This is a genomic window from Scardovia wiggsiae F0424, assembly GCF_000269605.1.
Taxonomy (GTDB): Bacteria; Actinomycetota; Actinomycetes; order Actinomycetales; family Bifidobacteriaceae; genus Scardovia; species Scardovia wiggsiae.
The window spans coordinates 1-20,230 of sequence record NZ_AKCI01000001.1 but is presented as its reverse complement, the minus strand read 5'-3'; the positions used below and the strand labels follow the sequence as shown (position 1 = coordinate 20,230).

The window sequence follows — 20,230 nt, the reverse complement described above, 5'->3', positions numbered from 1 at the left end:
ATTTTTCTTTTTTACCTTTATGATGCATAATAAAAGTACAAGCAAAACAGAACAGTGGAAGCCCACAAAAGCTAGATCACATAAGGTCAAAGGTTGGGCGGATTATATGAGACTTACCGCCATGACGAGGATGTTGTGCGAGATTTCCACTCATTGTTAGCTTGTAAAGCCAGCTCTTCGGAGCTGGCTTTTTTTATTCCCGTATTTTACCGCCTAATACATGCCCATACTCTATATACTCAGAATATTCAGATATTCAGGGAAGCAAAATCCCGCAGCATAAATACTTCTGCGATAATAGACTTCCTTAATGCGGAGATCGACTGTGATTCATTGGGGCTGTGCGCATTGGACTGCGGGTCCTCCGGCCCCGTTACCAGGACTTGGCACTCCGGGAAAAGCCTGAGGAATTCGGGGATGAAGGGGATAGACCCGCCCTGCCCCTGGTTCACAGGCTCTGCCTCAAACGCATCTGCAAGCGCCTGCTGCGCATACGTGCATGCTGCGGATCCTGCATCCATTGCCCAGCCCTGGCCGGCATCAACAGCTTCCCATGTTACTTCGCTGCCGAACGGCGCATGCTCCACAAGGAACCGGCCCAAAGCCTTCTGCGCCTCAACAGGGTCCTGGCTTGGTGCCGTACGCATAGACAGGCGGAACCGCGTGCTGGGGGCCATAACATTGAAGGACCCTTCTACGGGATGGGCATCAAAGCCTATCACAGTCACGCTGGGCTTGACCCATACACGTGAAGCCAGCGAGCCTGTCCCCGCAAGTTTCACGGACGGCAGCACGGCAGCATCCTGGCGCCACTGCGCCTCATCTATATCTTCCTGCAGCCCGCCAACTACTTCCTGCGATTCAACCCCCGGGACAGCAAGCTCCCCACTGGGGCCATACATAGTGCTGATAAGCAGTGCTGCAGCAGTATTGGCATCAAGGACAGGGCCACCAAAGACACCGGAATGGCGGGGATGCTCAAGCACTTTTACCGTAACATCAATTGCAGCATTCCCGCGAAGCGATGTCGTCAGGCTTGGCACAGTGTCAGACCAGTTGCCCGAGTCAGCAACGATCATGATGTCGGCATCGAAATCTTCAGGATGCGATCTGACAAAGGGGATAAAACTGTTGGATCCCATCTCCTCTTCGCCCTCAATAAACAGCTTGACATTCACGCCGAGCCCTTCGCCAAGGATCTTCAGCGCCCCAAGATGGATAGCAATTCCCGCGCCGTCATCAGAGGATCCCCGGCCATACAGGCGGTCGCCCTTAACCGTACCGGTAAAGGGGTCAGTCTCCCACACACCGTCATCATCAGGCGCAGGCTGCACATCATGATGAGCATAAAGCAGGACGGTCGGTGCTGACGGGTCAACAGTTTTTGAACCGATGACTTCCCATGCGCCCGGGGTCCCATCAGGGTTCTGCGACTGGACGACGTCCGCCTTTACGCCTGCAGTCTCCATGGCATCGGCAACGAACTGCGCGTCGTCCTTCATAGCCTGTGAATCCACACCCTGCGCAGAAATTGCACGCATTGCAATTTTCCTGTTAAGGAAGCTGATAATATCATCCATGCCGGCCTCAGCGGCAGCCCGGATGCGGTCACGGTCCATAGCCATAATTCCTCCATATGCACGTTACTGTATCCCAATCCGTGTCAGCTATCAATGTAACAATGCCGCAGTACTTTTACTGAAAACACGGGGCTGCAGCATGCAGCACGTATGGAAGCCGGAAGCAGCAGAAGCCGTAACGCTGTCTGATATATCAGCTTCCCTTTGGCAGGTTTTTCCGTACAATTGAAGTATGTCACAGAAGTTTACGGGACCCAGTAAAGAAGTCCTCCGCAGCCAGATCGCGGAGCATATTGCAGAAATCGAAAAGGCGGAGAAAAATACTGCTCTGGCTTCGCAGTACAGGAGCCTGCCCAAAGACCGGTTTTTTGACCGTGAGATCAGCTGGCTGAAATTCAATAAACGTGTTTTGCAGCTGGCACAGGATCCAACACTGCCTTTGCTTGAGCGCACAAATTTTGAGGCGATCTTTGCCAGCAATCTCGATGAATTCTTTATGGTGCGTGTGGCGGGGCTTAAACGCCGCATCGACTCGGGTATCGCAGTCCCCAGCGCCAGCGGCATGAGCCCGCGCAGGCAGCTGCATGAGATCAGCGAACAGGCCCACAAGCTCCAGGAAGAGCATGCTTCCTGCTTCCGCAACGAGCTGGTGCCCGCTTTGAAGGATGAGAACATCATTATCATGAAATGGAATGATCTGACCCTTGACGAGCAGGAACGCCTTTCCAAGGTATACCGGCGGCTGATCTTTCCCGTACTGACACCACTTGCCGTAGATCCGGCGCACCCCTTCCCCTACATCTCGGGCAAATCCCTGAATCTTGCTGTCCTCGTGGAAAACGCCACATCAGGGCGGACCCATTTCGCACGCGTCAAAATACCGGACAACCTTCCCCGACTGTACCCTGTTGATGATCTGTCTGACAGCCTCGATTCAGACAGCGGTAGGGAACGCCATGGTTTCATCCCTCTCGAAGACCTTGTCCTCGCCCATATTGACGCGCTGTTCCCGGGGATGATCATCAAAGAGGCCCATTCTTTCCGCGTGACCCGTAATGAAGATATCGATGTGGAGGAGGACGACGCGGAGAACCTCCTTAATGCCATGGAAAGGGAACTTCTGCGCCGCCGTTTCGGCCCCCCGATCCGCCTTGAGCTGAGCGATGCCATGTCAGGCCAGCTGTCCCATCTGCTGATATCGCAGCTTCGGGTCTCCGAGGATGAAGTTTACCGCCTTCCTGAACCTCTTGATATGACAGCGCTTTTTGAGCTGCATGATATCGACCGTCCGGATCTGAAATACCCGAATTTCGTCCCTACGACTAACCGGCAGATCGCAGAGGTGGAGTCAAGCCATGAGCAGGATATTTTCGCTGCGATTCGCGAGCATGATATCCTTCTCCACCATCCGTACGATTCGTTCTCAACATCAGTGCAGGCATTCCTTGAGCAGGCCGCCGCCGACCCAAAGGTCCTGGCGATCAAGCAGACACTTTACCGTACCTCCGGCAATTCGCCTATCATTGATGCGCTGATCGATGCAGCACATGCGGGCAAACAGGTGCTGGCACTTGTTGAGATCAAGGCCCGTTTTGATGAGCAGGCCAACATCCAGTGGGCGCGGAAGCTTGAGCGTGCGGGTGTCCACGTAGTTTATGGCATCGTGGGACTGAAAACGCACAGCAAGCTCCTGCTCGTCGTCCGTTCTGAAGATAACGGGCTGCGGCGTTACTGCCATATCGGCACCGGAAACTATAACCCGAAAACTGCGCGGCTATACACTGACCTGGGCCTGCTGACCTGTGACCCGGTGGTCGGGCAGGATATGACCCGCCTGTTCAACCAGCTTTCCGGCTACGCGCCAAATTCCAGTTTCCACCGCCTCCTCGTAGCCCCGCGTACAGTACGCTCAGGGCTTATTGAGCGCATCCAGCGCGAGGAGCAGGCGGCGCGCAGCGGCAAAGAGGCGTGGATCAAGATCAAGGTCAATTCCCTTGTTGATGAACGCTGCATTGATGCTTTGTACCGTGCAAGCCAGGCCGGGGTAAAGATCGATATCGTTGAACGCGGTATCTGTGCCCTGAAACCCGGAAGAAAAGGGCTGAGCGAGAATATCCATGTCCATTCAGTCCTGGGCCGGTTCCTGGAACATAGCCGTATTTTTGCTTTCGCCAATTCACAAGGGCCGCAGATCGGCGAAGGCCCTACTGCAGGGCCGGAAGTATGGATCGGTTCGGCAGATCTGATGCACCGCAATCTTGACCGCCGTGTTGAGGCTCTGGTCCGCATCACTGATGCTACTCAGATCCAGCAGCTTATCGACTACATTGACCTGCAGATGTCAGAAAGCACAAATTCGTGGCATATGCAGCCTGATGGCGACTATGTCCGACATTCTGCTGACAGCAACGGCAATGCTCTCACGGATTCCCAGAGCCTTCTGATTGCACGGCATTCGCGCTCCCCCAGGGCCAGCCACTAACCTTGCGTATGTATCTTTCCAGCTTCAGCCATATCATCAAGGAAGGCTACGCCCAGCATGCCAGGTATGGCAACAGGGGAAACATTGTGCTCGCCGGTGGAGGGATCGTCTGGAGGTATACCCGCCGGCAGCATGCCAGCATGGATGATACTGATGTCAGCGCCGGCAACATCCATCCCAACCTAATCAGCATTCACCCCGGCACTACACGTCCCGGCAACGCCTATTCTGACAATACCGCTCCCGCTGATACTGAAAATGATGCTGACAGCGCTGTTGAAGTCTGTATTATTTACCGTCCGAAATATGATGACTGGAGCTGGCCGAAAGGCAAACTGGAGGGCAATGAATCTGTTTTCCATTGCGCGGTCCGCGAGATACAGGAAGAGACAGGGCTGCCGGTCCGGCTTGGGATGTTCCTCGGCCATATAAGCTATCCGCTTGCTGATGAAGGTAAAAAAGCCGCGATACCTGCTGGCAACAAACAGCGCACATCGAAAAAAGCTGGTACAGTGCCTGTGAAGCACGTTTTCTACTGGGCGGCCCAGGCGGCTGCAAGCCCTTCTGCTGAAGTACGGCCGCAGGTTTTCGGTGCGGTCAGCGGGCCAGACCCTCATGAAATCGGCGGGCTCAGATGGGTCAGCCTGGACAAGGCCAGGAAACTCCTTACCCATAGTGGGGACCGCCATCTTATTGACTTATTCCAGTCTGCGGCCGGATCAGGCCTCCTTCGTGCCCAGACTGTGCTGATGGTCCGCCACGGCAAGGCAGAAAACAGGAAATCATGGAAAGGCGAGGAGCCTATGCGCCCTCTGACCCCTCGCGGAGCTGCGGCAGCATATGCGCTTAACCGCGAGATTGCATGCTTTGCACCAGATGGACTGTTCTCATCCCCCTGGCGGCGGTGTATGGAAACAGTGTCCAGCTATTCATATGAGGCGCATATGCCAGTCCGTACCCTCAGCACACAGACAGAAGCCGCATTTGCCGACGATGAAGAGGCATCGTGGCGGGATTTCCTGGCTGTTATGCGCAGCTGTATCGATCCGCACAATCCCCATAACAGTGCTGTCTGCATGCACAGACCCGTGATTGGCGGTATGCTGAAGCGGATGAGGAGCCTGTGCGCCACCAGACGTCTGGCCGATGAGCTACCAGGCGGCAGCCCTTATATGCCTGCAGGGAACATGCTTGCAGTCACACTTGCTCCAGGCGAAAATAGCGGTGACGATCCGATAATAATAGATATCCAAAAGGTGGCTCCGCTTGTCTACTGATGCTTCCAGCCTGTCTACCCCAGGGAACCCCTCCGTCCGCGCAGCCGGGTCGGGCTTCGCGGCCTACCGGTCGGGTGATTCGCGCTATGCACGGCCTGCCCAGCTGGATCCTGCGCTTATCGGACAGCTGGACGGCGGCGCTGATCCGCAGGAGATCAGCGAGCTCAGCCATACTACTGCTGCAGTGCTTCTGGACCGCATACACCATACCCAGGACCCCGAAACGGTTGACCGTGTGCTCACACTGGTTGAGGCCGAAGGCCTTGACCTGATTGCAGAATTATGGAGCAAGGCCGCACCGGATTCCCTTCCCGGGATACTGTGGCGGCTATACGTCATGCGCCTGTGGATGCGCCGGAATACCTCGGCCATTTCGCATCTCTGGCGTGAAGGCGAGCCCGTGGAGACTTCGGCCTCAGCAATTGCCGGGGTTGACGTATCCCCGAGCGCAGACGATATTGCGCGCACTGCAGACTCCATACTCGCCGGTGCTTTTACCGGGGATTTCGCTGTAGCACTGGAACGGGCAGCAGCATTCTGTGAAGTCATCAGCAGGGCTCTCGCCAAACGGGCAGTACAGCCGGCTCCCCTGTCCACTTCCCGCAAACTCGCATCAACTGCTGCATCTTTCAGGCACGGTGCACAATTGTGGCGTGACGGTTCGCTGTACTGATTTTCCTATGACGTGCTGTGCTGTGCTGAGCAAAAATAAGACACACAGGAAAAGCGACGCGGATATAGCGTATTATGGATAGCGCGCTGAACTGTGTTTAAGCCCCGGGCTTCATTTTTTGCCGCTGCGAGCGGCCTGCGCGCCGACAGGCGCTTTCACAGTTCAGCGTTTTTATATCTCTGTTTCATATATCGTATTCTTACAGCAGCCCTGATTCCGGTGCCTGCAGTCTCTTTTCCCCGGATTATGGCAGCGGCTTTTTCATGCAGGCGCCTTTCAGCCCTCGGTATCCTCTTTATTACTCCATGCAGGCTATCCGCACCACGGCCCGTGGTGGTAAAACATGCAGATATAAAAACCATTGCGGCGGTTTTCCACAATTTTGATTTTATATCTGCATGTTTTACCACCAGCAGTGAAGATCTATCTGCAGCGTAACCGGGCTGCACCGGGCTATATCCGCATATTTGTAGCCGTGCAAAGCAAAATATACAATACACCGGCATGTAAAAAGGCTGCCGGGCAAAACCCGGCAGCCTCCACAGCCCCTACCTGAATGGACCATTCTAACTGATCACTGCATGGCCAGTGCTATCAGTGGAACTGCATCCCGCCGTCAACTTCAATGGTCTGGCCGGTAATATAATCGGAATCAGGCCCGGCGAGGAACGACACGGCTGCTGCCACGTCTGACGGCTCCGACAGGCGCCCAAGGGCAATATCCTTGGAGAATGTGCCCATACCCCACTCATCGTCCTTCCCGGCATTCACTGCAACCTGATGTGCAATATCCATCATCATAGGTGTTTTAACGATCCCCGGAGCATATGCATTGACAAGTATGCCTTCGGAAGCCAGCTCGCGTGCCGCTACCTGGGTAATACCGCGGATAGCGAATTTTGTTGAGCAGTACAGCATGAGGTTAGGGTTGCCTACAACACCCGCCTGTGATGTTGCGTTGATGATCTTGCCCGCATGCCCAAGCTCACGGAACTTGCGCGTAGCTGCCTGGACGCCCCACATGGTGCCTGCAACATTAACATGCATCACTGTGTCAAAAAGGTCCTGGTCAACTGTCCCTACAGGGGTAGTCGGTGCGAGGCCTGCGTTGTTGACGATAACATTAAAATCACCGAAACGCTCAGCTACTTCATCAACCGCAGCATCAACCGCTGACGAATCCGAAACATCAAGCTTGACTGCTACAGCTTCACCGCCGTCTGCATTCAGCTCATCTGCGAGCTTCTGGGCGCCTTCAAAGTTGAGGTCTGCAACTGCTACCGCGAAACCGTCCTGCGATAGCCGGCGTGCAATAGCTTCGCCAATCCCCTGGGCACCGCCTGTGACCATTGCTACTTTTTTAGCCATACTTTTCCTTTCGTAACTTTATAAGGATATGCGCCCGCAGGCCATAGATCCGTCATGGACCAGCCTAAACTGCCTGCCTCCGGGCCTTCCTCGGTTCCATATCTGCACCTGTGCATCCCTGCGCAAGCCAGATACTGTAAAATGATACTCGCAGCACGCAACTATCGATGCGGCCCCTCGGCGAGAAATACCCCTTAACCTTCTTCTGATACTTTTGATATGCATCTGACAGGCCTTCGCTATATAGATGCCTTCGCTATGTAAATAAGTATTACACTCGGCAGCTAATCCTCATCGGGCCCTTCTGTGTGGGCAGTAATACGCAGCTGGATACGCGAATATTGCCCGGGAGGGAGCAGGCGCCCGCGGGCACGCGCCATACGCAGGGCGCGGCGGCGGCGCGCGAGTTCACGCTTCATTTGCCCTGCAGGGCTGTCATCGCCGAATACTTCTGTAACATTCCCATTAGCACCTGCAGCAAACATGCGCAGATCCTTCGCCTTTTTCAGATACCGGATCTGCCTGCGCAGCTGCCGGTTTTCCTCCATAAGGCGAAGGATGCGCGACACCCCGGACAGGTTGATAGACTCTTCGATCACCAGATGCTGGGTAAGGACCAGCTTATTGATATCGCGCAGGCTGTACCGCCGCGCGCCGCCCGCTGTGCGCTGAGGGACTATGAGCGCAAGCCTGTCATACTGCCGCAGGGTCTGCGGATGTATACCCACCAGTTCTGCAGTCTGGCCTACGGTAAATACAGGCTTGTTGACATCAAAACCCTCATCTTCGGCGCCTATAATGTCGAACGCCCCTGAAATAAGGCCAAATGCGTATGCAGTATATGCTTCGCGGTCACGTGCCGTCAATCGGTTTCCCATAGTCCCACCTTTATCCTTTGCTTGCTCTGCTGTGATCGTTATCCGCAGTATCCTTTATCAATTATCTATGTTTACTGCTGCCTTTATCAAGCCTGCTTTCGCTCACAGTATTATCGAAATCTTCCATGGCCTCGCTGAGATCTGCCACAGCTTTTTCCTGCGCCTTACTGATTTTCTTAGGGACACGGATACTGGTGACTGCAACCAGATCCCCTGTACCCTTTTTCGTATGGATGCCCCTTCCCGGGACACGTATCTCTGTTCCAGAATCCGAGCCCGCCGGCACAGTAATTTCCACACTGTCACCCTTAAAATCATGCACAGTAACTGAAGTACCGAGGACTGATTCTTCATACGTAACGGGAAGCACCATGCGAAGATCCTGCCCGTCACTGGTAAAAACAGGGTCGGGCCTGACTGTAACGGCAATATACAGATCCCCGTTAGCGCCGCCGAACTGCCCGGCTTTGCCTTTCCCTGCCACACGGATCTTCTGCCCATCCCTGACGCCGGCCGGTATGTGGGCTTTGAACTTATTGCCCAGAGACCCCAGGGATACTGTGGCGCCGTTAACGGCCTGCCTGAAACTCAGGGTGATGGAGGCATTCTTATTTCCGCCTTTAACCGGCTCATGGGCACCCTCACGGGGTGCGAAGGGGTTGCCGTTACCGGCAGCAGACCGCCGCCCAAAGGGGCTGGCAGTACTGCCGGCGCCGGACCCGCCCATACCATTCATCATCCCAAGTATATCGTTGATATCTATGCCTTCCGCGCCTGCACCTGACGTCGAGAAGCGGATATTCTGAGCCCCCTGGCCTGAAGCACCGCTGAACATGGATCCGAAAAGGTCGGAGAAATCTGCACTGCTGTAAGTGCCTCCGGCGCCGGACCCGCCGGCAAACCGCGCCCCGCCCATGCCGAACTGCCGTATGGCATCATACCGTTTCCGCTGTTCGCTGTTATTGAGGACATCATAGGCTTCAGAAATGTTTTTGAACTTGTCTTCAGCCTCTGTAGTCTTGTTCAGATCCGGATGGTACTTGCGTGCAAGTTTACGATATGCTTTAGTGATCTCTTCCTGGGATGCATCTTTCGATACGCCCAGTGTCGCATAGAAATCTTTGTTCAGCCATTCATTTTCTGCCATATCGTCCCCCTTTCCATCCCCGGCTGTCAGTCTGCCCTGTCAGAGCCGGCACTGCCTGATCCAGTCCCTGTATCAGTTTCCTGATCATCTTCGGCCGGAACGGCCACTACTGCCCTGGCTGCACGGATAATGCGGTCGTTGATACGGTATCCTGCCTCAACAACAGTATCGATTACTTCATGGTCCGCCCCGACGTCAGGTTTACGCAGGACCGCATCATATCGCGACGGATCAAAATCCTCACCGGCTGCACCATATTTTTCAACACCGAATTTTGCAAACGTGCTGTCTATTTTCGCTGCCACAGCTTTGAAGGAATCATCCATCTCACCATGGGTGCGTATACGGTCTATGTCGTCCAGTGCGGGCAGCAGCGCTGTCAGCACATCAATGATGCCGTGCTGGCGATACCGGTCCTGCTCTTTTTGGGCCCGGTTGCGGAAGTTGATGAACTCCGCCCGTTCCCGCTGAAGGGCTTCCAGATAGTCTGCAGCCTCTTTCTTAGCCTGGCCAAGCGGAGTAAGGGTATCACTATCCTTGCTGTCCCGGCTCTCATCTGCATGGTGGCTGCCTTCGCCTTCCTGCCCCTGTATACTGTTTCCTTCGCCTGAGGCCGAAGATGGGACCTGTGCCGGATCAGCATCTGCAAATGGAGTATCTCCATCACGGCCCGGGGGCACAGGCCCGCCGCTGCTGGCGAGCCTGTCCGCATCTTCCATGCCGGCGAGGTAATCTTCCTTGCTGAACTCAGACATTATTTGTTATCCTTATCATCGTCCACAACTTCAGCATCAACGACGTCATCATCAGAGCCGTTGCTCCCGGAATCGCTGCCTGCTGCCGAAGAACCTGTACCGGATGCACCGGTTCCGCCTGCGGCCTGGGCCTGGTCTGCCGACTGCTGGCTGTATAGCTGCTGCCCGATCTTCTGGGCAGAAGCCATAAGCTCACTCTGCGCGCTTTTAACAGCTTCAATGTCATCGCCTTTAAGCGCTTCTTTCAGTGCGTTGACCTTATCGGTAACTTCCTTGGCGGTGTCATCGGAGAGCTTGTCCTTGTTGTCTGAAACAAGCTTTTCGGTCTGATAGGCGAAGGATTCTGCCTGGTTGCGGGTCTCAGCATCTTCACGGCGCTTTTTGTCTTCGGCTTCGTGTGATTCCGCTTCCTTGACCATGCGGTCGATTTCATCCTTCGGCAGGCCTGAACCGCCGGTAATGGTCATGGACTGTTCCTTGCCCGTCCCCTTATCCTTAGCGGATACGTGCACAATACCGTTTGCATCGATATCGAACGTAACCTCGATCTGAGGTACACCGCGGGGTGCAGGGGCGATCCCTGTCAGCTCGAATGTACCCAGCGGCTTGTTGTCGCGGGCGAATTCGCGCTCGCCCTGATATACCTGGATCAGCACGCTTGGCTGGTTATCCTCTGCCGTAGAGAAGACTTCCGAGCGCTTGGTCGGGATAGCGGTATTCCTGTCGATCAGCTTGGTCATGATCCCGCCCTTGGTCTCAATACCGAGGCTCAGCGGTGTCACATCAATAAGCAGGACGTCGGAGCGGTCCCCCTTGATAACGCCTGACTGCACAGCAGCACCAACAGCCACGACTTCATCAGGGTTCACAGTCTTATTCGGTTCTTTGCCTCCGGTGAGTTCCTTGACAAGCTCCTGGACTGCCGGCATACGGGTAGACCCGCCGACCAGGACGATATGGTCGATCTGGGAAACGGATACGCCAGAATCACGCAGGACAGCGTTGAAAGGTTCACGGCACCTGTCAAGCAGGTCTGCTGTCATTTCTTCAAAACGCGCGCGTGTAAGCTGCTCGTCAAGATGGACCGGTGTTCCGTCAGGGGTCATAGCAAGATACTGCATGGAGATATTTGTGGAAGTCGAGGAGCTCAGCTCTTTCTTAGCCTGCTCTGCCGCTTCCTTCAGACGCTGCAGCGCGATCTTGTCTTTGGAGAGGTCCACGTTGTACTTATTCTTAACTTCGCGGACAAGCCAGTTGATGATTGCCTGGTCCCAGTCGTCACCGCCGAGGTGGTTGTCGCCGTTGGTCGCCTGCACCTGGATGGTGGAGAATCCGTCTTCATCCTTGCCGATTTCCAGCAGGGAGACATCGAATGTACCGCCGCCAAGGTCAAAGACCAGGATGCGTTCATCTTCCTTGCCTTTTTCGAGGCCGTATGCCAGAGCAGCAGCTGTCGGCTCATTGATAATACGCAGTACGTTCAGCCCTGCGATCGTACCGGCATCTTTTGTAGCCTGGCGCTGTGCATCATTAAAGTATGCAGGGCAGGTGATCACTGCATCGGTAACGGGCTCACCGAGATAAGCCTCTGCATCCCTTTTAAGCTTCATCAGGATCTGGGCGGATACTTCCTGCGGCGTCCACTTCTTGCCGTCAATATCTACCGACCAGTCTGTGCCCATGTGGCGCTTTACGGAAGAGATCGTACGGTCTACGTTCGTCACTGCCTGGCGCTTCGCTACTTCACCGACCAGTATCTCGCCGGATTTGCTGAACGCCACTACTGACGGCGTTGTGCGCATACCTTCCGCATTCACGATAACTGTAGGCTGTCCGCCTTCCAGAGTTGCAATGCAGGAGTTAGTCGTCCCTAAATCAATACCTACTGCACGTCCCATTATTATCCTCCACTATGTGTATATGTAAGTTTTCTGTTATGCTTGTGCTCTATAAAGTTGAGCCTTATCAACTCAACTCTAAACTTGAGCCTACACAACTCAACTTTGTTTTGTCAAGTTATATTCCGGCGATTCGCAAATATTTCAAAAATTATTGATAAAAACCGGCATTAGCGAGAAATCCGGCAAAGCGCCCTACAGATTCCAGCCGGATATGACGCGGTCCTCATGATGCCACGACAGCACACAGAAACGGGCTGTCCCCAGTTCGAACATGCGGGCTGCTTCAGGCTGAAGGCCAAGCCACTGCGTCGCCAGGATGCGCAGGATATGCGCATGCGCCACGCATATAACGTCTTCGCCTGCCTCAAGCGCGGTAACTGCCCGCTGTATGACCTGCCGGGTACGCGCAGCTGCCATTTCGACAGACTCCCCGACACCGTTATTGATAGTTATCTCGCCATACTCCGGCAGCATCTCATGCCTTATCCCCTGAAGCGCAGAAGGGAGGGTAAGAGGGCCGCGGTCCCATATGTTCCACGTTTTCTCACCAATAGCCTTCGCCACCTGGGAACGGGTCCGCCCCTCAGCAGGGCCGTAATCGAATTCGGCAAGGCCGTCGTCAACAGTATATTCCCCAAGGCCGGCAAGCTGCGCTGTATCCTGCGCCCGCTTAAGCGGCGATACATAGACATGGAAAGCAGCAGAGGCACCTGCGCCCGGGCCAGCCAAAAACTCCCGGATCCTCTTGCCTGCATCCTTCGCCTGTATACAGCCTGTCTGCGTCAGCGGGATATCAGTACGTCCCGTGTACTGCCCCGTTTCGCTCCATACAGTCTGCCCATGCCGCAGCAGGACCAGCCTGCCCCGTAATACACCCTGTACCATAACATCTCACCTCATGCTTCATTGCCGGGTACTTTCTCACAGCCATAACCGGCATAGCTATAACCGGTATATGCCGGCACAGCCCGCTATACTGTGCCCTTCTATAGTAATATACCACTGCTACCAACGTCTGTCAGCCGTGGGGCCGCACCCCTGCGGCAGTGCACACGCTCAGCCGCTGCTGCCTGCGCGGGGCTGCAGGTTTTATCCGCTGCACACACCCAGCCCGCATCATGCATATTTTGAGTTCTCATGGAGGCGTGCGATAATGCTTATATGAGCACTACGAACAGCATTGATACGCGCAGCAGCGACGGGCAGGCCGGCGATAAGAAAGACGGGCTTTTTTCAGCCCTTGCAAAGGTCGATAAAACTGTCACCGGCCAGCGCGAAAAAATTGAGTCTGATCCGGACAGTTTTTCCGATAAGCTCATTAAATGGGTCCTGCCTGCAATCGCAGGTTTCGTAGTAAGCAAAGGCATAGCTATCGTCTGGGACGCAATTTTCCATAGGGGGCGGTTCGCAAAAAAACAGGATCCGTCTGACATTTCTGACAGCCTTGAAGATAATGCAGATATGCCTACCGGCGAAGAGGCAAGCCAGGGAGTCCTCCTCGGCATGCTGTTTGCTGCTATTACAGGTGCATTAGGGGCCCTCACATCAACGCTGAGTACAAAAGGGTCAGAAAAACTCGTAGCGCACCGTCAGGATAAACGCAGCAGATAGGCCGTTCCGACCCGGGAAGCAAACGCAGCGGAACCGCACAGCCTCGCGGTCTGCAGTGCAGCACGACCGCTGCTGCCAGCCCAAGTTGCTTACTTTGCTCAGCTTACTTGCCGCGGGCCTGCAGCCATTCCAAGAGGGAATCATAAATAGTCTGGGCGTACAGGCTTCCGCCTTCCGAAGAAGCAGCATGTATCCCATCGCTTGCCAGAAGCCCGGGGTGAGCCGCAGCAGCCGCATCCCAGTTGACCATAAGCGCATCCTGAGGATGCCGGCTTACAAAGTCCCGCACATTCTGATTGGCGGCAGCAGCCCACGCGCGGTCCATATGGGCATTGACCACCAGGAAAACATGCCCCGGCCCTGCAGCATTATAGATATTTTCCCACTGCTGCGGCGTACCTGCGCCGTTAGTGCTCAGCCCGATAACAATGTATTTGCGCAACAGTCCTTTCGCCTTCAAAGAGGTAATAACACCGGGCCCTTCATGGAGGAAGCGCGACACCTTCGCATCAATGATTATCCCGGGGAACCTCTGCTGCACAGCAGTTGCTGACCCGAGCATCACCGAATCCCCTATGGCAGTCATTTCAGTTCCAGCAGGCATCACAGGCTGCTGCGCAGGAGTGGAAGATGGTCCTGAAGGCTGCGCTTCAGCAGGGGCAGACGTCTGATGCGATGGGGACGGTTCAGGGGCTGGGGCCCTGCGGACATCCTGAGAAGCAGGGCCGCCGGCTTTCCCGCTATCCTTCAGGATTGCAGCCTGTGCCTCCAGCTGGTTTTGTATTGATGTCTGTGCGGGTGCATAAGCGATCACGAAACCGCATCCTGTCCACAAAGCCACAAGGATAAAGCAGATAACTGCCCTGTTCACAGCCGGTTTCCGCCGTACAGCAGTCCCCATACCTGAGATGCGCCCGGCGGTTACAGCACTTATATCACCCTTTTTATCACCATCAGCAGCCTCATCGGTACCATCAGCAGTACCCGCCCCCTCCATACCGCAACGTCCAGCAGATGGCTGTGATGACTCTGCAGGCCCAGCTCCTGGGATACGCGAAATAAAGGCCGCATATATGCGCGATGCAGGCTTTTCCACATAATGTGCGCTTACATATGCCATAACAAGGGTCAGGGAGAAAGAAACAAGTACGAAAACCCACTGGTACTTCCCGCGGAGCCCAGGCAGTGAAAGCTGTGCGAGAATAAGAAGAGGCCAATGCCAGATATAAAGCCCATAGGAATACTGCCCTGCAAGCCTTAATGGCCTCCACGCAAACAAAGGCCGCATCCATGAACGCTCCGAAAGCGTCCCCCACAGCATTATCACTGTCAGGATACTTGCTGCAAACAGGGCACCATAAAAAGCATAATCTTTATCGCGGAGGGTATATGCTGCTGCGATAACTGCTATCAGCGATACAAAGGAAAGTACAGGCAGCATCACGCGCGTCAGTAATGGGCCTTCAGCCTGGCTGTCAGCAAGATGCGATATATCCATTTTTTCCGCAAGGGACTCAAGGACTTTCCTGCGCGGAGTACGGGTACTTTCCAGGAATGCCTGCTCTATCTGCCCGCGGAGTTTTCCGCCATACGACCACAGAAGGGCAAAAGCAAAAGCCGCCCCAGTGAATAAACCGAAACAATGCGTATCAAACCCAAAATATACGCGGGTAGGGCTGCCCCAGCCTCCTCCAAAAAGGATCCCCATCAAAAACGCACTTATGCATGCTGCAGCGGAAGAAAGGATAAAACCTGTTTTCCCCACAGCTCTTATCCATGCCGCATATTTACTGTATCCGTACAGCGACTTGGCAAACTGGGACCGCAGCCTCCTGTTCCCGCCCTGCGCATTCGCACCTTTATGCTTCCTCCGTCCGTCTGCTCCCCGCGCATCAGAGAATATGCCCTGTGTCCCCATCGGCGCAAAAAGGTGCGCTATGCCGACAGCCAGTGCAATAAACAGAGGGATAATCAGGTAAAACTGTATGCAGAGGGAAACAAACCATAAAGGTTCCAGCAGCTGAGGGACTGTCTGGTCAAAATAACTCCCGCCGCTGAATATCTCATAATAATTATAGGTAAATGTAAAAACGGCAACCACACGCCTGCCAATACCCACAAGGGCATCTTTATTGATAAACCATGCAGCAGTAATAACTGCCGGAACCATGAACAGCAAAGCCGGCACAAGACGGATAAGGCGCCTGCCGTAAAAATCCGCAAGCGCGCCGGGAAACCTGCGGAAGCCAGCCGGCTGCTGTCCCTCCGCCCGCTGCCTCGCAGATCCTATCCTGATGTTGTTTTTAAATGCTGCCCGAAGCGCAAAACCCTTCAGGAGCGAAACCGAGGTAAGGAACCCAGCAATAGTAAAAAATATCTCAACACCAATAAATCCGCCGGGAAAAGTATGCGCGAAAAAGTGGTAAAGGAGCACCGCAATAATGCCCACTCCCTTGATCCCGTCAAGCGCGTAATTTCTTTTCATGCTAGCCTTTTATCCGCAATTATGACCTTACAATACCGTATATCATATATGAAATCTAATAGTTAACGGGTACAACCATCTGCATGCGTGTCGTCAGGACAGTCCCGTACCCCGTATGCCTGTATTTTATCTGCCAGTACGCAGGCTGCGGCTCACTTCACAATAAAATACCCTAATGCTACACATAGGACAGGCACAGTGGCTATGCTGAAAAAATACCCTATACATGTGCCGTATTTTTTACAGCGTGCGAGGGAGACAGTTTCGTTGACAGCCGTTGAAAACGTTGAAAATCCTCCGAGAAAGCCCGTAGCTATTATCATGCGCGCTGCGGCAGGATCGGCAGCAGGAGGCAGGAAACCGTACATCCGAGGATGCGCAGCAATACCGGCAATAATCCCGATAGCAAAAGAAGCAAGGGCATTGATAATAAAAGTTGACAGGGGAAAACTGTGTTTCCATAAGCGCCTGACCGCACCATCAAGCGCAAAACGGCATACCGCCCCTATCCCTCCGCATATGCACACAGCGCAGAACTCAGATGCAGCCATCACCATTCACGTTTCCCCTCACTGCTGCCGATATGCCCGCAGACTTTCTTCCCGCAGTACGCCCCCAGGCACGCACTCGCAATCCCCAAGATAAAAGTGGCAGCCATATAAGCTGCGAAACCGCCTATATCTTCCGCGTGAAGGGCGGAAAACCCTTCAAATGCCAGTGTCGACATAGTCGACAATCCTCCGCACAGGCCCGTCCCCAGCGCACGGTCGGCAACAGCCCCATTATGTGTCTTTATCGCATGCCTGCGGCTAAAGAAAGCGGACAGTCCTGCATACAGGAGACAGGCCAGCAGATTGGCGCACAGCGTGCCGGGATGGAAATCCGCCTGCCAGCCATGCGCGGAGGATGGCAGATAGGGAAAAACCGCAGATAATGTATACCGCAGCCCTGTCCCTACACAGCCCCCTATAAATACTGCAGCATATAGCGTCCAGTCTTTCAGCGGATCCGCCGCTGCAGATCCGGGATCTGTTTCTGCACTATGTGCCCCGGGTGGAGTATTTTGCGGACCCTTATAGTGTTCTGTACCCATTCGCGCCTTCCTGTCCTATATCAATAATCCCAACAGTCCTTACTCCCTATTCTTTATTCCTTGCCTATCGTACCCTTCCATCATCACACCAGCCTCCGCAGCCCCTGACAGCCCTGCTGCCGCTGGCCAGCTCCTGCTTTTCCGCAGCCCGCCTATACGCAATCCCGCTGCTGCCAAAACAACTCCGCAAAACCAGCCTGCCGGAATGGGCAGATATGGTAAGGGCGGGTACGCAGATGCATAATAACTCCTATACTTGTAATCATGAAGAGATTCCTGATCAACTGGTTTGTTATAACTATCGCCTGCGGGATCATGTGCTGGCTCCTTCCCGGTATCCAGGCAGTAGGCGGGAACAGGTTCCTGGCGTATGCAGCATTCGCCCTTTTTATGGCACTGATCAACGCTTCAATAAAACCTGTTATCCAGGTACTTGCCATCCCTGTAACGGTCGTCAGTTTCGGCATAGCTGCGCTGCTTATCAACATAGCACTGTTCGGATTAGCATCTATGCTGGCACTGAACGTATTCGGCGTAGGCATCACGATATCGAATTTCTGGTGGGGAGCACTTGGCGCCGTGATACTATCAGTTATTTCCGGGATACTGAACTCTGTCGTCAGCGATCTTGTCTGAGCCTCGCTCCCTTCTGGCTGCGGGACTCCCGGCGTCCGGAGAAAGCACGGATAAGGCATACAATAGAACACCCAATCGCGGCAACCATCACTATATAGCACCAATGGCTGCCGCGGACCGTAGCAGCCTGGTACCGCTGCGTCCCAAGGGCTAGGCCTGCCTGCGAAATACTTACCAGCGCTGACATCAGTGTTGTGCCGAGCGCCCCTGCCAGCTGATTGAACGAATTAAAAACTGCGTTGCCGTCAGCTTTGAACTCAGGATCAAGGGTATTCAAGGCGCAGGTCATGAAATTCGCAAAACTCATAGAGTATCCCATCATAAATACGAAATAGAAAATCCCAAGAAGATACACCGGCGACCCCGGAGTTATGAATACCATAAACAGAAGGACCCCAGCAAATGTCAGGACCATGGCGGATAGTACAGGCCGTTTCGGACCGTATTTATCAAGCAGGGACCCGGCCCATGGCGCCAGGAAAGCCCCAAAAAGCGCCCCCGGAAGGATCAGGAAGCCGCCGACTAATGCAGACGCCCCAAATCCGAGCTGTGCTGAGTTGGGGATAACATAGCCGAAGCTTATCTGGCATATCTGCATAAGGATGTAGGCAGCAAGGGCCCATCGGAATGTGATGCTGCGGAACACCCCAAGCCGTATAAGCGGAGAGAATGAACGCCGTGACATCCATGCGAATATCCCTGCCGCAGCAATTGATACAGCCAGCAGGGCTGCTGCAGCTATGCCATCCGCAGCAGCACCCGGTGTATGGCTGCTGACAGCGACTGCCGCCTGCCCGCCTTTATTTACAGCAAAAATAAACGTTACAAAGGAAACCATCAGAGCTGCTGCCTGAAGGACAGTAAACTGTGCCGCTTCAGGCCGGGAAACCTGGCGGATAGACAGATACCCGGTTATCAGAGGGATAGCCAGGAAAGGGATAAGGATCACGAAAATAAGGCGCCACGGCATGTAAGTCCCGACAAGCCCTCCAACAGCCGGGCCAAGCGCAGGGGCAACGGAAAGGACCAGCCCGCCAACCCCCATGATCTGCCCTACATGGGAGCGCGGCGACTGCTCAAGGATAATATTGAACATAAGCGGCATTGCAAGCCCCGTCCCCAGGCCCTGTAAAATACGCGCGGCAAGGAGCATGGGGAAACTGGCCGAACATGCTGCAACGATGCACCCGATTATGCATAGTGTCACTGCAGTAAGGAAAACAGTGCGAAGTTTGAATTTCCGTTTTATATAAGATGACAGCGGGACGATAAGCGAAACGACGAGAAGATAGCCTGTGGTCAGCCATTGGACTGTAGATGTGCCAACCCTGAATTCTGCCATAATGACCGGGAAAAGTACGCTTGTCAGCGTTTCAACGAGGATGCCTATAAAAGAGACCATTCCGACAGATATGATGGACGCAATAAGCCTGCCCGGTATCTTTTCAGGCGGCGGAGTGACAGCCGGGTAGACCTTGCGGTCAGGGTTTTCTGAGGTATTGTGCTGCCGTGTATTATCCTCTTCAGCTGAGGACAGGTGCTCTTCGCCGGCCTTCATTGATCTTTTGGTGCTGTCTGTCTGCATTATGCCTCTTCCATCGCGTATCGTATATGTGCCGGGCCTCCAGCTATGGGTACTCCCGGTCAGATAAAGAAAAGGCTCTGTCCGTTATCTGTTGGAGATAAGGGATAGAGCCTTTGTTGTATGTGTTGTGGTGGCGGTGTGCTACTTTCCCGCACCCTGTCGGGTGGAGTATCATTGCCGTGCCAGGGCTTAGCTTCCGGGTTCGGGATGGTGCCGGGCGTTTCTCCTGGGCTGTGACCGCCACAAAACTATATTCTGTTGTGTTGTTGGTGGTGGGTTGGCGACCGGATAGTAGACGCGGGTGATTAGTGTGTTGGTCTTGTGTGTTGCTATTGGTAGGGTTGGTTTGCGTGTGTGTGTACGGGTTGGTGCTGTTGTCCGTTAGTACCAGTCAGCTGCGCATGTTGCCATGTGTCCACGTCTGGCCTATTAACCCCATGGTCTGGTGGGGGGACTCTTCACACTCTAGGGTGTGGGGGAATCCTTATCTTGGAGAAGGCTTCCCGCTTAGATGCTTTCAGCGGTTATCCTATCCGAACGTAGCTAACCAGCAGTGCCACGGGCGTGACAACTGGCATACCAGAGGTTCGTCCACCCAGGTCCTCTCGTACTATGGGCAGGGCTCCTCAAGATTCCAACGAGCGCAGAGGATAGAGACCAAACTGTCTCACGACGTTCTGAACCCAGCTCGCGTGCCGCTTTAATTGGCGAACAGCCAAACCCTTGGGACCTGCTCCAGCCCCAGGATGCGACGAGCCG

General features: G+C 54.3%; 17 protein-coding genes and 2 rRNA genes. 5 read left to right on the top strand and 14 right to left on the bottom strand.

Features of this window, described 5'->3' with window-relative positions; all coding sequences use genetic code 11:
• Nucleotides 1-248: 248 nt before the first annotated feature.
• On the bottom strand, nucleotides 249-1,625 hold the full coding sequence (locus tag HMPREF9156_RS0100100) for a dipeptidase (RefSeq protein ID WP_007148208.1): 1,377 nt from the start codon (nucleotides 1,623-1,625) through the stop codon (nucleotides 249-251).
• Nucleotides 1,626-1,812: 187 nt separating this feature from the next.
• On the opposite strand from HMPREF9156_RS0100100, the gene HMPREF9156_RS0100090 reads away from it, so the two are divergent.
• The 3 genes from HMPREF9156_RS0100090 to HMPREF9156_RS0100080 are packed head-to-tail and all read left to right on the top strand — an operon-like array spanning nucleotide 1,813 to nucleotide 6,012.
• The gene (locus tag HMPREF9156_RS0100090) at nucleotides 1,813-4,062 is read left to right on the top strand and encodes an RNA degradosome polyphosphate kinase (protein ID WP_007148207.1); all 2,250 of its coding nucleotides are present in this window, start codon (nucleotides 1,813-1,815) and stop codon (nucleotides 4,060-4,062) included.
• Between the two features lie 8 nt (nucleotides 4,063-4,070).
• Complete coding sequence (locus HMPREF9156_RS0100085) at nucleotides 4,071-5,339, top strand: NUDIX hydrolase (protein ID WP_007148206.1); 1,269 nt, start codon at nucleotides 4,071-4,073, stop codon at nucleotides 5,337-5,339.
• Nucleotides 5,329-6,012, top strand: coding sequence for a hypothetical protein (locus HMPREF9156_RS0100080; RefSeq protein ID WP_007148205.1), 684 nt, complete (start codon nucleotides 5,329-5,331; stop codon nucleotides 6,010-6,012). The genes HMPREF9156_RS0100085 and HMPREF9156_RS0100080 overlap by 11 nt, the downstream gene beginning before the upstream one ends.
• A gap of 155 nt (nucleotides 6,013-6,167) precedes the next feature.
• Here HMPREF9156_RS0100080 and HMPREF9156_RS07135 read toward each other — a convergent pair whose 3' ends face one another.
• The 7 genes from HMPREF9156_RS07135 to HMPREF9156_RS0100045 form a co-directional block, all read right to left on the bottom strand.
• Nucleotides 6,168-6,422: a hypothetical protein gene (locus tag HMPREF9156_RS07135; RefSeq protein ID WP_155998890.1), complete on the bottom strand. Its 255-nt coding sequence runs from the start codon at nucleotides 6,420-6,422 to the stop codon at nucleotides 6,168-6,170.
• A gap of 184 nt (nucleotides 6,423-6,606) precedes the next feature.
• Complete coding sequence (locus HMPREF9156_RS0100070) at nucleotides 6,607-7,380, bottom strand: (S)-acetoin forming diacetyl reductase (RefSeq protein ID WP_007148204.1); 774 nt, start codon at nucleotides 7,378-7,380, stop codon at nucleotides 6,607-6,609.
• A 284-nt stretch (nucleotides 7,381-7,664) separates the two neighbouring features.
• Nucleotides 7,665-8,258 (bottom strand): heat shock protein transcriptional repressor HspR, encoded by a 594-nt coding sequence (locus HMPREF9156_RS0100065; RefSeq protein ID WP_007148203.1) that lies wholly within the window; start codon nucleotides 8,256-8,258, stop codon nucleotides 7,665-7,667.
• A 61-nt stretch (nucleotides 8,259-8,319) separates the two neighbouring features.
• The gene (locus tag HMPREF9156_RS0100060) at nucleotides 8,320-9,405 is read right to left on the bottom strand and encodes a DnaJ C-terminal domain-containing protein (protein ID WP_007148202.1); all 1,086 of its coding nucleotides are present in this window, start codon (nucleotides 9,403-9,405) and stop codon (nucleotides 8,320-8,322) included.
• A 26-nt stretch (nucleotides 9,406-9,431) separates the two neighbouring features.
• Entirely contained in the window at nucleotides 9,432-10,160 is a 729-nt protein-coding gene (grpE, locus tag HMPREF9156_RS0100055) for a nucleotide exchange factor GrpE (protein WP_007148201.1), read from the bottom strand.
• On the bottom strand, nucleotides 10,160-12,058 hold the full coding sequence (gene dnaK, locus HMPREF9156_RS0100050; protein WP_007148200.1) for a molecular chaperone DnaK: 1,899 nt from the start codon (nucleotides 12,056-12,058) through the stop codon (nucleotides 10,160-10,162). Before dnaK ends, grpE begins: the two co-directional genes overlap by 1 nt.
• A 195-nt stretch (nucleotides 12,059-12,253) precedes the next feature.
• On the bottom strand, nucleotides 12,254-12,946 hold the full coding sequence (locus tag HMPREF9156_RS0100045; protein ID WP_007148199.1) for a histidine phosphatase family protein: 693 nt from the start codon (nucleotides 12,944-12,946) through the stop codon (nucleotides 12,254-12,256).
• A gap of 276 nt (nucleotides 12,947-13,222) precedes the next feature.
• Between HMPREF9156_RS0100045 and HMPREF9156_RS0100040 the strand changes: the two genes are divergently transcribed.
• On the top strand, nucleotides 13,223-13,672 hold the full coding sequence (locus HMPREF9156_RS0100040) for a DUF4235 domain-containing protein (protein WP_231198109.1): 450 nt from the start codon (nucleotides 13,223-13,225) through the stop codon (nucleotides 13,670-13,672).
• Nucleotides 13,673-13,775: 103 nt separating this feature from the next.
• Here the strand turns inward: HMPREF9156_RS0100040 and HMPREF9156_RS0100035 are convergent, their stop codons facing one another.
• The 3 genes from HMPREF9156_RS0100035 to HMPREF9156_RS0100025 all read right to left on the bottom strand — a co-directional run bounded on the left by HMPREF9156_RS0100035 (nucleotide 13,776) and on the right by HMPREF9156_RS0100025 (nucleotide 17,250).
• A complete protein-coding gene (locus HMPREF9156_RS0100035) occupies nucleotides 13,776-16,157 on the bottom strand; it encodes an acyltransferase family protein (protein WP_007148197.1) in 2,382 nt (793 codons plus the stop codon).
• A gap of 152 nt (nucleotides 16,158-16,309) precedes the next feature.
• Nucleotides 16,310-16,708 carry a fluoride efflux transporter FluC gene (locus HMPREF9156_RS0100030; RefSeq protein ID WP_017147319.1) on the bottom strand — a complete coding sequence of 133 codons (399 nt, stop codon included), beginning with the start codon at nucleotides 16,706-16,708 and terminating at the stop codon, nucleotides 16,310-16,312.
• Nucleotides 16,708-17,250, bottom strand: coding sequence for a fluoride efflux transporter FluC (locus HMPREF9156_RS0100025; RefSeq protein WP_007148195.1), 543 nt, complete (start codon nucleotides 17,248-17,250; stop codon nucleotides 16,708-16,710). The genes HMPREF9156_RS0100030 and HMPREF9156_RS0100025 overlap by 1 nt, the downstream gene beginning before the upstream one ends.
• A 264-nt stretch (nucleotides 17,251-17,514) precedes the next feature.
• Between HMPREF9156_RS0100025 and HMPREF9156_RS0100020 the strand changes: the two genes are divergently transcribed.
• Complete coding sequence (locus tag HMPREF9156_RS0100020; protein ID WP_007148194.1) at nucleotides 17,515-17,886, top strand: phage holin family protein; 372 nt, start codon at nucleotides 17,515-17,517, stop codon at nucleotides 17,884-17,886.
• Here HMPREF9156_RS0100020 and HMPREF9156_RS0100015 read toward each other — a convergent pair.
• From HMPREF9156_RS0100015 to HMPREF9156_RS0100005, 3 genes are all read right to left on the bottom strand, one after another.
• On the bottom strand, nucleotides 17,870-19,471 hold the full coding sequence (locus HMPREF9156_RS0100015; protein WP_007148193.1) for an MDR family MFS transporter: 1,602 nt from the start codon (nucleotides 19,469-19,471) through the stop codon (nucleotides 17,870-17,872). The two genes, HMPREF9156_RS0100020 and HMPREF9156_RS0100015, sit on opposite strands and share 17 nt — an antisense overlap.
• 128 nt (nucleotides 19,472-19,599) lie before the next feature.
• Nucleotides 19,600-19,716, bottom strand: a 5S ribosomal RNA gene (gene rrf / locus HMPREF9156_RS0100010).
• Nucleotides 19,717-19,832: 116 nt separating this feature from the next.
• A 23S ribosomal RNA gene (locus HMPREF9156_RS0100005) occupies nucleotides 19,833-20,230 on the bottom strand; the annotation flags it as partial.

Coding starts and splice junctions, on each gene's coding strand:
- dnaK (WP_007148200.1), bottom strand. CDS start 12,058: ATGGGACGTGCAGTAGGTATTGATTTAGGGACGACTAACTCCTGCATT.
- HMPREF9156_RS0100090 (WP_007148207.1), top strand. CDS start 1,813: ATGTCACAGAAGTTTACGGGACCCAGTAAAGAAGTCCTCCGCAGCCAG.
- grpE (WP_007148201.1), bottom strand. CDS start 10,160: ATGTCTGAGTTCAGCAAGGAAGATTACCTCGCCGGCATGGAAGATGCG.
- HMPREF9156_RS0100100 (WP_007148208.1), bottom strand. CDS start 1,625: ATGGCTATGGACCGTGACCGCATCCGGGCTGCCGCTGAGGCCGGCATG.
- HMPREF9156_RS0100045 (WP_007148199.1), bottom strand. CDS start 12,946: ATGGTACAGGGTGTATTACGGGGCAGGCTGGTCCTGCTGCGGCATGGG.
- HMPREF9156_RS0100065 (WP_007148203.1), bottom strand. CDS start 8,258: ATGGGAAACCGATTGACGGCACGTGACCGCGAAGCATATACTGCATAC.
- HMPREF9156_RS0100070 (WP_007148204.1), bottom strand. CDS start 7,380: ATGGCTAAAAAAGTAGCAATGGTCACAGGCGGTGCCCAGGGGATTGGC.
- HMPREF9156_RS0100035 (WP_007148197.1), bottom strand. CDS start 16,157: ATGAAAAGAAATTACGCGCTTGACGGGATCAAGGGAGTGGGCATTATT.
- HMPREF9156_RS0100020 (WP_007148194.1), top strand. CDS start 17,515: ATGAAGAGATTCCTGATCAACTGGTTTGTTATAACTATCGCCTGCGGG.
- HMPREF9156_RS0100015 (WP_007148193.1), bottom strand. CDS start 19,471: ATGCAGACAGACAGCACCAAAAGATCAATGAAGGCCGGCGAAGAGCAC.
- HMPREF9156_RS0100030 (WP_017147319.1), bottom strand. CDS start 16,708: ATGGCTGCATCTGAGTTCTGCGCTGTGTGCATATGCGGAGGGATAGGG.
- HMPREF9156_RS0100060 (WP_007148202.1), bottom strand. CDS start 9,405: ATGGCAGAAAATGAATGGCTGAACAAAGATTTCTATGCGACACTGGGC.
- HMPREF9156_RS0100040 (WP_231198109.1), top strand. CDS start 13,223: ATGAGCACTACGAACAGCATTGATACGCGCAGCAGCGACGGGCAGGCC.
- HMPREF9156_RS0100025 (WP_007148195.1), bottom strand. CDS start 17,250: ATGGGTACAGAACACTATAAGGGTCCGCAAAATACTCCACCCGGGGCA.
- HMPREF9156_RS0100085 (WP_007148206.1), top strand. CDS start 4,071: ATGTATCTTTCCAGCTTCAGCCATATCATCAAGGAAGGCTACGCCCAG.